This window comes from Pseudoalteromonas sp. S4741 (genome assembly GCF_005886135.1).
GTDB lineage: Bacteria > Pseudomonadota > Gammaproteobacteria > Enterobacterales > Alteromonadaceae > Pseudoalteromonas > Pseudoalteromonas tetraodonis.
Genome location: NZ_PNCN01000017.1, coordinates 20,128 through 32,268, shown reverse-complemented (window position 1 = coordinate 32,268; position 12,141 = coordinate 20,128). Strand labels below are relative to the sequence as shown.

The window sequence follows — 12,141 nt, the reverse complement described above, 5'->3', positions numbered from 1 at the left end:
ATTTCTGGATTAATAGCCTATACTTTTCAAACTAAAAAGCCGAGTATAAAAGTGACTCGGCTTTAATTCTTATGCAGATCTGAGGTTGATTAACAAATGACAGTATAATTGCTGCGGTTGTCGCAAAGATAAATACGCGACCTAACTCGGTGAGCCAATGACTGATCACATGCAGCCCATAACTTACGCCAAATCGGTTTTGTTGAGTGTCTTTCAATTGCTTCCCCTTCTATGATGACCTCAACAATATTTAGAGACTCTGTAAGGGGAATTAATCGCTCTTTGCGGGTTTTAGTTTCATCAACCTCAGACGTTTAGCAAAGTTTCTGCTATCACATATTACAACGCTAGTTAAAAACGTTTCATCCACATTTTTCTGCTATTTCCTTAAGCTCAAGTTCTTCCATCCGCTGCATAAGTAATGACTTTCCTTCATCAAACCACCCTGATTTTGGAAAACGCATTACAAACCAAAAGCGCCAGTCATTAATATCTTCATTGCTGATCATTACTGGCAACGCTCTAAGATGAGGTTCTATGATTTTGGGACAAAACGTTAATGCTCGGCTTTTTAGTTTCTTTAAGGTTGGTTTGTGGGGCTTGAGTTGGATAGCTGCAACAGATAGCGCTTCTTTTAATAAATTACGAATGTTTTCACCTGATTTATACAGTGATGACTCCACAGCAATAACGTAGTGTTCAAGTGCTTTTTCTATTTCACCACTTAGTACCAGTAATCGTCCCTTGAGCCAGTCTTGATGATATTGCAACTCATCATTCAGGTTATGCTCTACAATAGATTTTTGTAAGGAAGCTAAGCGTGCTGAATAATCAACAAGGCTGCCCAGAGGTTTAGTTGAAGAGCGCCTTAACAACTTGTGTAGCTCATTACCTTCAGCAGATAGTTTATATAGATTCGCTGAGCTTATCTCATTGATATAAAACTGATGAAATACTTGCCCAAAATCTAATGTAGGCTCTTGATTATGATGCAACCGCCAAACGACAGCATCTTTTAAATCGTTTACAAATTGATGGTGTGTTTTTCTATGAAATGAATCTATGAACCTTGTCAAAAACAAGGTTTCCTTATCTTCATCAATTGCATCTGAATTTGATAACGATGTCCACTGAGCCAGCAGAGTTAAGTTACCTATATTAGGAAGTTCTTCACCACTTCGCCATTTTCGAACTGTCCTGTCAGTGCCTTCAAAGAATCGCTTTATATCGTTTTCAGGAAGTGTTTGTTGGCTTTCATAAAAAGCGATTAGGGCTTTGATAGGGTAATTATCACAATAAAAGCTAGGCACTGTATTGGTTGGCATTTGATTAACGCCTACTTTCCAAATGATACTGGCAAGTGTTTCAACAACTAGGTGCTTATTTAGCATGTAAGCAACTTTTTCTTGTGCTACTCCTTCCATTGGCACACGCTTAATGATCTCGACGTAGTTATTTAACCCCATCCAAATACTGTCGGAGAAAAACTGTGCGAAACTATCTGTAACAACTTTGGAGATTGGCTCATAAAATAAGTGCCGCACTGACTCTCCAATCAGTGTTGGATCTATAGACTTTCTGGATGCTAAGTCTTCTTCCTTGCGAAAACGGCTCTTTCCCTTAGTCGCTAATGACTTGGTGTCGGCAATATCAGCCAGACGATTTAAAACATACCCAATGTTTGGATAAGACTCATTGATAGTCGTCATTAATTTAAACCCTAAAAAAATTCCTTTTGAAAGAGGGGCAGTGCCCCTCGCCATTATTTACTATTTTTTGCGGCGCTACTAGTTGCTCGTGCCGCAAAACTGCCTTTAGGTACACTGCCGCCATTTGCTCTAGCTGTAGCGCTTTGAATTCGTTGTGCCGCTTGTGGTGTCATTGGTGTTGATGGTTTAGCATTTACTTTTGAAGTCATAATGTTCTCCTAGTTAGTTGTGAATCAACTTCGTAGACAATAATCGACTAAACCTGAGTTTCGGAACAGGAATCAAGTGGCGCAATTTTTTACTATTGTAATAAAATGACATCTTCCTAATTTATTGATAATGGCTTTCTTAAATTAGAACAAAGAATTAATATCTCAATCCTTGTAATTTGATACACTAAATAAATATTATTTAGGACTCAATAGGGCCTCAGGAATTATGGCTGATTTTAAAAAAATTGAAGAATTAGAAAAACGTTTGTGGTCAGCTGCTGACTCATTACGTGCAAACACAGGTTTAACGGCTCAAGAATACTCCCGCCCAATATTAGGTTTAATCTTTCTCAAATATGCCGAATATCGATTTACTCAAGCAAAGAATAAAATTGCTGAGCAAACGAGTTCTCGTCGCCGTGGCGGTGGTGATATCAAATCTAAAATCCAAGCGGAAGGTGCAATGTATGTGCCTGAGGAAGCGCTTTACTCAAACTTATTAAACTTACCTGAAGGTTCAAATATTGGTGTTAGCGTCAATAATGCAATGAAAGCATTAGAGGCTGATAATGAGGCTATTAAAGACGCCTTACCTAAAACCTATACTCGTTTTGAGAGCGATATGCTTAAAAGTTTGCTTAAAAACTTTAACGATATCGACTTCAGCCTTGGCTCCGATATTTTTGGACGAATTTATGAATACTTCCTCAATGAATTTGCTAAAACGGAAGGCCAAGGTGGGGGGGAGTTCTTTACGCCATCAGCTCTGGTTAGTTTAATCACTGAAGTCATTGAACCTTACCACGGTAAGGTATTTGACCCAGCCTGTGGTAGCGGCGGTATGTTTGTCAGTTCCGCCGACTTTGTTGCGAGTCATAATAAGAATGCTTCGGATGTACTTTCCGTATTCGGTCAAGAAAAAACAGGTGACACGGTTCGATTATCTAAAATGAACCTAGCTGTTCATGGATTGCAAGGTGATATCAGAGAAGGTAACTCTTATTACGAAGATCCGTTTGAGTTGGCTAAAGGAGAAGCTGTAGACGGTAAACAACACGGTCAGTTTGACTACGTAATGGCTAACCCTCCGTTTAACGTTAATGAAATTCAAAAAGACCGTTTAGAAGGTGATAAACATCGATTCCCTTATGGTATGCCGCGTAACGACAACGGTAACTATCTTTGGATTCAAATGTTTTATACTGCACTCAGCGCAAAGGGCCGTGCAGGTTTTGTCATGGCGAACTCTGCAAGTGATGCCCGTGGCTCAGAGCAAGAAATACGTCAAAAGCTAATTGAAGATGATGCGGTTGATGTCATGGTGGCAGTTTCTAGTAACTTTTTCTACACCGTAACGTTGCCATGTGCGCTTTGGTTTTTAGATAAAAACAAACCTGCACACAACAAAGACAAAGTATTGTTTATTGATGCGCGCCATATCTTCCGCCAAGTGACTCGTGCTGTTCGTGATTACACCAGTGAGCAACTAAACTTTATAGCCAACATTGTGCGCTTATACCGTGGTCAGGATATTGATAACACCTACCTAGATACACACCCTGATGCTGGTAACGATGGAAAGTTTAATCTCGGAGATTACTTCGCCAACGACAGTGGTGAAATGTCTTATAAAGATATCGCTGGCTTATGTAAAGTGGCATCTAAAGACGAAATTATTGAACAAGGATACAGCTTAAATCCTGGTCGCTATGTTGGCGTTGCCGAAGGTGAACGAGAACATGATGAAGACTTTGCTGCTAAGTTGGAGGCATTTCAAGAAGAATTAGAAATATTAAATGCAGAAGCGCATGAATTAGAAGCGTCAATCTCAGAAAATGTAGTAAAAGTCCTTGGAGCAGTATAATGGAATCAAATGCTGTTCTAGGTGACTACATTTCTACTCAGAAAGGATTTGCTTTTAAAAGCAAATGGTTCGTTGATAGTGGCCGTAAAATTGTAAAAGTAAGTGACTTTACTGAAGATTCAATATGCCCTAATAATTTGGTAAAAATACCAGTTGAGCTAGGCGAACAATATTCTCGTTACAGTTTGGCTTTTGGTGATGTTGTTATACAGAGTGTTGGGTCTTGGCCGTCAAATCCAGCGTCCGTCGTAGGTAAAACAATTAGAGTTCCAAGGACTGTTGACGGTTCGTTACTTAACCAAAACGCAGTAAAAATAATACCAAATAAAGATATTCATATTGGCTTCCTTTACTACTTGTTACGGAGTGATGTTTTTAAGGAATATATAATAGGAACAGCTCAGGGGGCAGCCAGCCAAGCAAGTATTACATTAGATGCCATTAAACGGTTTAAATTTGCGCTCCCAAACTTCGTAGTTCAAGAATCTATTGCTAGCAAACTTGAAAATTACGACAACCTAATCGAAAACAACAACCGCCGTATCGCTATCTTAGAAGATATGGCGCAATCGCTTTATCGCGAATGGTTTGTTAACTTCCGTTACCCAGGGCATAAAGAAAACCTTGATGCTGATGGTAATGCTAAGCTTATTGATTCACCACTAGGCCAGATTCCTGATGGATGGGAGGTTAAGGCAGCGGCGGACGCCATTACAATTAACCCACGCACCAAACTTTCTAAAGATGGAGAAAAGCCTTTTGTAGGTATGAGCGGGTTATCTGAATCTTCAATGGTAATTAGTGACATTATTAAAAAAACAGGTAATAGCGGAGCTAAGTTTATTAACGGTGATACATTATTTGCTCGCATTACTCCTTGCCTACAAAATGGTAAAACAGGCTATGTTCAATTTTTAGAGTCAGAGCAACCTGTAGGTTTTGGTTCAACTGAATTTATTGTATTACGACAGAGTGAAGATTTAAGTTCGGAGTTTATTTATTTACTTTCTCGGAGCAACAATTTCCGCGAACATGCAATCAAAAGTATGACTGGTGCTACAGGCCGACAACGTGTACACCCAGACAGTTTTGCGTCGTATTTACTTGCCGTACCACCGAAAGAAGTTATGGAAGAGTTTACAGGTTTAGTTAAGCCAATGTTTAAGAGTATTTTTAATCTCTCTAAAAGAAACGAAAACCTTAAACAACAACGCGATATGCTACTGCCAAAGCTAATCTCAGGACAAATTGAATTAAAGGAATAAAGTATGGCTAAGTTTGTATTCTTTATACATGGTTTAAGCGGCAACCCTAAGAAAACATGGGGTCAGTTTCCTGCATTTTTGGAAGAATTACTTGGTCAGGGTTTTCAAATTGACCATCTAGACTATGAGTCGCCGTCAAAATGGCTCTTTTGGAAAAGCGCACCATCATTATTTAATATTGCTGAAGCACTTATTTTAAATCTTCAAAAACGCTGTAATCTAGAAAACGATGAGATTGTTTTAATCGGACATAGCAACGGTGGCATTGTTATAAAAAAACTACTTGCAAGGTTAGAAATTAAAAAAATTCGTCATAACATTTCCAAAATATGTTTTTTAGATGTTCCTCATAATGGGTCGGGCTTTGCAATCCCTGGAAAGGTCATCAACCCGCGAAATAAGCACCTAAAGTCACTTACTCTAAACTCTACTGAACTCGTTGAGATAAATGACAATTGGCTGTATGACGATTACCACAAAAAGTTTGATATTCTCAATTTAGTTGCAGAAACCGAGGATGTTGTTTCAGCTGCAAGTTCAAGGTTCTGTTACTCGAATAATAGTTTTACAATTAAAGGTACAAATCATGGTTCTATCGCGAAACCAATAAATTCGGATTCAACTGTTGTAGAGAAAGTTGTTGAATTTATTTCTAATCGAAATTCTTTGGATAAGTATAAAAATAGTTCCTCAGAGAACTATAGAGGTTGGCTTTTACATGATGGTGGAAGAAGACATAACCACTCTTTTGTAGCCGATACTATTAGATCAAGTGCCCTTAATTCATTGCAAGAATCATTAAGCAATCTAGGTTCTATTGTTCGAATAACAGGCTTATCAGGTTTAGGTAAAACTCGATTGATAACGGAATACATTAATCGAGAGGAACAGTTATCAGAAGACAATATTTTAGTTTTTAAAGCAAGTTCATATGAACATGAAGTTAAGTTGAATGTTAAACAGGCAATTAGGAATGGTGCTTTTGGCTTAATTGTGATCGAACACTGCTCCGTTAGCTTACATGACTATTTAGCAACAGAAATAAGAAACACTGAATCAGATTTAAGAGTAATAACGGTTAACTTTTATGATGATGAAGTAACTAGTTCGCCTCATATTCATTTAACAAAACTTAATGATGACTCTGTTACTAAACTGATAAAGCCAATGTTACCTCAATTTGATGAAACTCAAATAGGCAGGATTGTATCTTTTGTTGAAGGTTATCCGTTATTGGGGATATTAATTGCTGAAAGGTTCCGAGATGAAGGAGTTTTAAGTCCAGAACTAACAGAGCGTGACTTTGCCGATAAACTGATTAATGGCGATGGTCAGCTTACGGCTGAACAAAAACGAATTTTACAGGTTTGTTCACTCTTTGATGTTTTTGGTATTGAAGCTGAAGGGATTGAACAAGCAGACTATATTATTCAAGTCGCAAATTCTGATAGGGAAATATTTGGTCAAGTAGTTAACCAATTTGAACGAAGAAGAATTATTAATAGAGTAGGACGTTATGCCCGCATTGTGCCTAAGCCCCTAGCAATTCACCTAGCGTCGATGTGGTGGGATAATAATATTCACGATGAATTAGAAAGTTTAATTCATTCTTTACCTGAGAGCCTAATTGGTAGTTTTTGTACACAAATAAAATACTTAGATTCGTCCGAAAAAGTTCGTGAGTTTGTAGGTCGATTATGCGAGAAATGCAGCCCTTTTGGTCAAGCGGAATTGTTGTTAAGCAAAAAGGGTTCGAGACTATTCCGTGCATTGGTTGAGGTGAACCCAGCTGTAACCAGCGATTTATTATTTCGAGTATTCTCCTCTCTATCTGACAAAGAAATATCTGATATTAAAGGTGATGTTCGACGAAACTTTGTCTGGGCACTAGAAATGCTTATTTTTCACAAATCTTGCTTTGAAAAAAGTGCATGGTGTTTATTCAAATTAGCACAATTTGAAAATGAAAATTATAGTAATAATGCATTAGGACAATTTTCGCAGCTGTTTCGTTTGCAATTATCTGGTACTGAGGCAGATTTTGACCAAAGACTGAATATTATAAATAAAGCATTTTCCTTAGATAAAGAGAATGCAGATGTTGTAATAATTGGGGCTATTAGCAATTCAATGAGCACATCAGGTTTTACTAGAACACGAGGTGCAGAGATCCAAGGCACAAAACCTGAGCTTAAAGAGTGGCATCCGAAAAAGTATCAAGAAATTTATGATTATTGGCAATCGTTATTAGGTATATTACTCCAAATTATTGAACGTGGACATTTGGTAGAAAAAGTTAAGGAAGCCTTTGGTCATGAAATAAGGGGCTTAATTAAATATGATATTGCAAAACAACTGGACTGCTTTATTAAGCAAACTATTGAGCTAACAGATAAATACTGGCCTTCCGCTGCTCAATCGATAATTCATGCTTTGCAATTTGATGCCAAAGGCATGAATCAGGAACAAATTGACTTTTTAAGATCTTGGGAAAAGTTATTATCCCCTGATGAAAGTAACATTGAAGAAAAACTTAAATTAATTGTTCTAAACCCATCTAGAGATCATGTAAAAGGTGATGACGGCCGTTATATAGATATGGCGGCTGAAGATGCAAAAAAATTATCTTCAGAGCTCAAAGGCAATCATGCTGAAATAGTGAAACATTTTGAGTTATTAATGACTTTTCCTGAGCAAAAACAAAGTTGGGTTTTTGCAAAGTATCTAGTAATTGAGTCAGAAGACTATGAATTTTTGTTAGCTGAACTGTTTGATTATTTTAGAAAAAATAAAAATGCAAACACTCAGTTTTTTGCTGGCTTTTTGAATGGACTTTACATCAAAAATTCAAATGAATGGCTTAAAGCAATAGAGCTAATAGGAGCTGATGAGTCTTTAGTTCAATATTACCCAATTTCAATATGTACAGGAAAAATCGAACCATCTCATTTGAATACATTAGTTGATTTAATTAAAAATAATCAATTATCAAGTGCTTCGACATTAATGCTAGCTTATGGAAGTGTTACAGATAATCTAAAAGAGGATGAAATAGCTCAGTTTTGTATGTCATTGAGTAAAATTGATCCTACAGGCGTTTGGGTTGCTCTTGATATTGTGAACATGTACACACATGGTCGTGACGATATTCAATTCAATAAGTTGACACCTGCCTTAACCCACCTAGTTCTTAATGCTTCTTTTAAAAAAGAAGATAAGGCTCGCTATTCAGATAGTTACCATTGGTTAAATTCTGTCGAACGACTGTTGAAGTCTGAAGATGCAGGGTTTGCATTCGATTTATGTTTACATATTATTGATCAAGTTGGCAAAAATGAAGTCGATTACTCTGATCTATGGGATTACTTAAGTGATGCTTTTTATAAAGCTTTTGAGTTACATGGCAACGATATCTGGCCTAAAATAGCTGATAAGTTTATCGATGGTAATGTTATTAAACCATACAGCCTAATTGACCTGCTAGGTAGTGGTAAATCATATAAAGAAAGAAATAAGAGTGTTTTTGATATCTTAGAGTCGGATGTGGTTGTTAACTGGTGTCGGGATGAAATTGCGCTCCTCATAGTAGCAAGAGCTATTTCAATGTTTACCTCAGACGGTGAAGAACGTGTCGTAAACCCATTGATGATTCAATTATTAGCTGAATTTTCTGATTGCAAACCATTTCTCAATGAAATATCTGCAAATTTTGAAAGTAGATCATGGTCAGGGTCTTTAGTCCCATATTTAGAGGCTGATAAGAGGATACTTCAACCTTTAATGAATCATGCAAATATCAAAGTGAGAAATTGGGCGATTGGCTTCATAGAGAATATTGACCATCAAATTAAATATGAAGAAAAACGCGACGCTGAAGAGCAGATGTTAAGGAGTTAATCATGACATACACGGAAGATGCTTTAGTCGAACAACCCGCAATAAATCTATTTTCAGAATTAAACTGGGAAACAGCAACTTGCTGGGATGAGGTTTTTGGCTCTTTAAATGATGAGTCATTAAATAACAACTCTTTATTTTTCGGTAGAGAAACACGCAATGATGTTGTGTTGTTCGCAAGGCTTCGAGCTGCGTTAGTTAGACTTAACTTAGGTATTAGCCCGTTTATAATTCAAGAAGCAATAGATGAGATTGCACGAGATAGAAGTGCTATGACACCTATTTCGGCAAACAAAGAAGTCTATGAACTGTTAAAAAAAGGATATGTTTACACGACTGATGCTGAGGGAGAAGAAGATTGTATTGTTCGTTATATAAACTGGGATGATGTAACTGAAAATGACTTTTTGCTTTGTAACCAAATGACAATATCGGGCGAGGTTGAAACACGCCGCCCTGATCTATTAGGTTTCGTAAATGGCTTGCCTTTGTTATTTGTTGAATTAAAAGCAAGTCACAAAAACCTTCTTACGGCATATAAGAATAATTTAGCCGACTACCGTAATAACATTCCTCAACTTTTTATCTTTAACCAAATAATCATTCTTTCTAATGGTGTTCAGTCCAAAGTGGGTTCTATATCTAGTCAGTGGGAGCATTTTGCTGATTGGAAAAAAATTGAAAGCGAAAAAGAAGAACGAAGAGTTAGCTTAGAGGTTGTGATACGTGGTGTATGCGAGCAAAACCGTTTTCTCGATATAGTTGAAAACTATGTTTTATTTGTTAAGGGTAAACAGACAGCTAAGATTATCGCTAAGTACCATCAATATCTAGGGGTAAACCAAGCGCTGCTGGGCTTAAAGAGCGTTAAAGAGCGTGAAGGTCAACTCGGTGTGTTTTGGCATACTCAAGGCAGTGGTAAAAGCTTTTCTATGGTGTTTTTCTGTAAAAAAGCATTCAGAAAGTTCACAGGTAACTGGACGTTTGTTCTAGTGACAGACAGAACTGATTTAGATGATCAAATTTATAAAACCTTTAGTGCTGCGGGTATAGTGACAGAGAACTGCCAAGCTGAATCCGGCAAAGAATTAAAAGTGCTATTAGGTCAAGATCATCGCTTTGTATTTACCTTGATTCAAAAATTTAAAGGTGATGAAAAAGGCTATTTTCCTGTTTTGTCAGAGCGTGACGATATTATTGTTATTACTGATGAAGCTCACCGTAGCCAATATGACTCACTTGCAATGAATATGCGTAATGCAATGCCGAATGCGTCATTTATGGCTTTTACAGGCACGCCATTATTAGCAGGCGAAGCAAAAACCCGTGAAGTATTTGGTGACTATATAAGTGTTTATAACTTTGCTGATGCGGTTGATGATGGTGCAACACTTCCTCTTTACTATGAGAATAGAGTCCCTGAAGTTGCACTTTCTAACGATGACATAGGTAGTGATATTGCAGAAATTCTTGACCAAGCTGATTTAACAGAAGAACAAGAAGCAAGACTTGAAAATGAATTTGCAAAGTCTTACCACATTATCACTCGTGATGACCGCTTAGAAACGATAGCTAAAGATTTGGTTGATCATTATATAAATCGTGAAGCCTTTTCAGATGGCATGTTAGGTAAAGCGATGGTTGTGTCGATTGATAAAGCCACTGCAATTAAGATGTACGACAAGGTTCAGGATGCTTGGAAGTTAAAACTAACAAGCTTAAAAACACAGGCCAAGTATGCGAAAGGGAGCCGACTGAATAAGCTTCAATTTCAGATTAAACATATGGAGTCAGTAGACATGGCAGTTGTTGTGTCTGGTGGGCAAAATGATGATGAACGTTTGGCTAAAAAAGGTCTAAATTATAAGCCTCATAGAGAAAGGTTTTTAAAAGATAAGTTAGACGAGAAGTTCAAAGACCCTGAGGATAATTTACGGATTGTTTTTGTATGCGCCATGTGGCTTACAGGTTTTGATGCACCATCAGTTTCGACACTTTATTTAGATAAACCATTAAAAAGTCATACACTAATGCAGACCATTGCCCGTGCCAACCGAGTTTATGAAGGTAAATCAGCTGGTCAGATTGTTGATTACATAAATATTTTTAGCTCTCTCCAACAAGCGCTAGGTTTATATGGTGGTGGTGTTGCTGAAGGTGCTGCATCTTATAAGATTGATAGCCCAGCACAAGATAAGTCTGAATTAGTCTCAGCGCTAGGCATTGCCATTAATGAATTACAAGTATTTTTAAACTCTAAAGATATCGATATCAACGGTATCGTAAAAGCACCAGCTGATGGCTTTACCAAACTAGCTATGCTCGACAATGCAAGCGAGACCTTACTTGAACCCAAGAATAAAGAAGAGTTTACTGCATATGTGCGTCAAATAAATCGTATCTTTAAAGCTATATTGCCAGACGACAGTGCAAATGAGTATGTACCATACCGTATTGCAATTAACGTTATTTATACGCAAATGCGTTTGAAGTCAGGTTTATCAATTGATGATGAAGATGTGTTAGATGTCGTTCGTAATCAAGTAAATGATTTGCTAGATGACTCAATCTCTACAATCAAGATCCAAAGCAATTTACCTGATCCTATCAATATTGCTGAAATCGATTTTGATGCCTTAGCAACCATGGTGGCAAAAATTGAAAAGCCACAGCAATCAGATGCCGAACGGTTGAAGAACATTATAGAGCGCAAGCTTCAACCTATGGTACTGAAAAATAAAGCCCGCAAAGATCTCCAGCAAAAGTTTTTAGAGCTTGTTGAAGAGTACAACTTGGGTGCTTATACCGCAGAAGAGTTCTTTAACCGTTTGAAAGACTTTATTGATGAGCTTGAACATGAAGAAAAGCGTACCGTGCGTGAAGGGCTTTCTGAGGAAGAGTTAGCGGTATATGACTTGATGATTCAAGATGCACCATTGGATGAAAAAGAGCGTAAGCAAGTTAAAGAGATTGCTAAGGAACTGACGGAAAAGATTCTAGAGTTATTGGTGATTGATTGGCGGAAAAAACAACGCACAAAAGCCAGAGTTAAGAATATGATTGAAGAAGTGCTCGATAGCTTACCTGAATCATATGACGACGAATTATGGCCTAAAAAATGTAGCGAAGTTTATATGCATATATTTGAGAAATACCCTGGTCAAGGACAGAGTGTTTATTGTCATTAAAATCTT

Annotated in this window: 6 protein-coding genes; 4 read left to right on the top strand and 2 right to left on the bottom strand. The window is 37.4% G+C overall.

Annotated features, from left to right (window positions below; genetic code table 11):
• Positions 1–362 precede the first annotated feature (362 nt).
• Both CWC30_RS02745 and CWC30_RS02740 read right to left on the bottom strand, forming a co-directional pair.
• Positions 363–1,709 carry a hypothetical protein gene (locus CWC30_RS02745; protein WP_138626362.1) on the bottom strand — a complete coding sequence of 449 codons (1,347 nt, stop codon included), beginning with the start codon at positions 1,707–1,709 and terminating at the stop codon, positions 363–365.
• 53 nt (positions 1,710–1,762) lie between these two features.
• Entirely contained in the window at positions 1,763–1,918 is a 156-nt protein-coding gene (locus CWC30_RS02740; protein WP_138626361.1) for a hypothetical protein, read from the bottom strand.
• A 229-nt stretch (positions 1,919–2,147) separates the two neighbouring features.
• On the opposite strand from CWC30_RS02740, the gene CWC30_RS02735 reads away from it, so the two are divergent.
• Genes CWC30_RS02735 through CWC30_RS02720 form a run of 4 tightly spaced genes read left to right on the top strand, consistent with a single transcriptional unit; the run spans position 2,148 to position 12,135 of the window.
• The gene (locus CWC30_RS02735; RefSeq protein ID WP_138626360.1) at positions 2,148–3,785 is read left to right on the top strand and encodes a type I restriction-modification system subunit M; all 1,638 of its coding nucleotides are present in this window, start codon (positions 2,148–2,150) and stop codon (positions 3,783–3,785) included.
• Positions 3,785–5,050 carry a restriction endonuclease subunit S gene (locus CWC30_RS02730; RefSeq protein ID WP_138626359.1) on the top strand — a complete coding sequence of 422 codons (1,266 nt, stop codon included), beginning with the start codon at positions 3,785–3,787 and terminating at the stop codon, positions 5,048–5,050. Before CWC30_RS02735 ends, CWC30_RS02730 begins: the two co-directional genes overlap by 1 nt.
• Before the next feature lie 3 nt (positions 5,051–5,053).
• Positions 5,054–8,947 (top strand): esterase/lipase family protein, encoded by a 3,894-nt coding sequence (locus tag CWC30_RS18350; protein WP_171034675.1) that lies wholly within the window; start codon positions 5,054–5,056, stop codon positions 8,945–8,947.
• Between the two features lie 2 nt (positions 8,948–8,949).
• A complete protein-coding gene (locus CWC30_RS02720) occupies positions 8,950–12,135 on the top strand; it encodes a type I restriction endonuclease subunit R (RefSeq protein WP_138626358.1) in 3,186 nt (1,061 codons plus the stop codon).
• Positions 12,136–12,141: the final 6 nt, after the last annotated feature.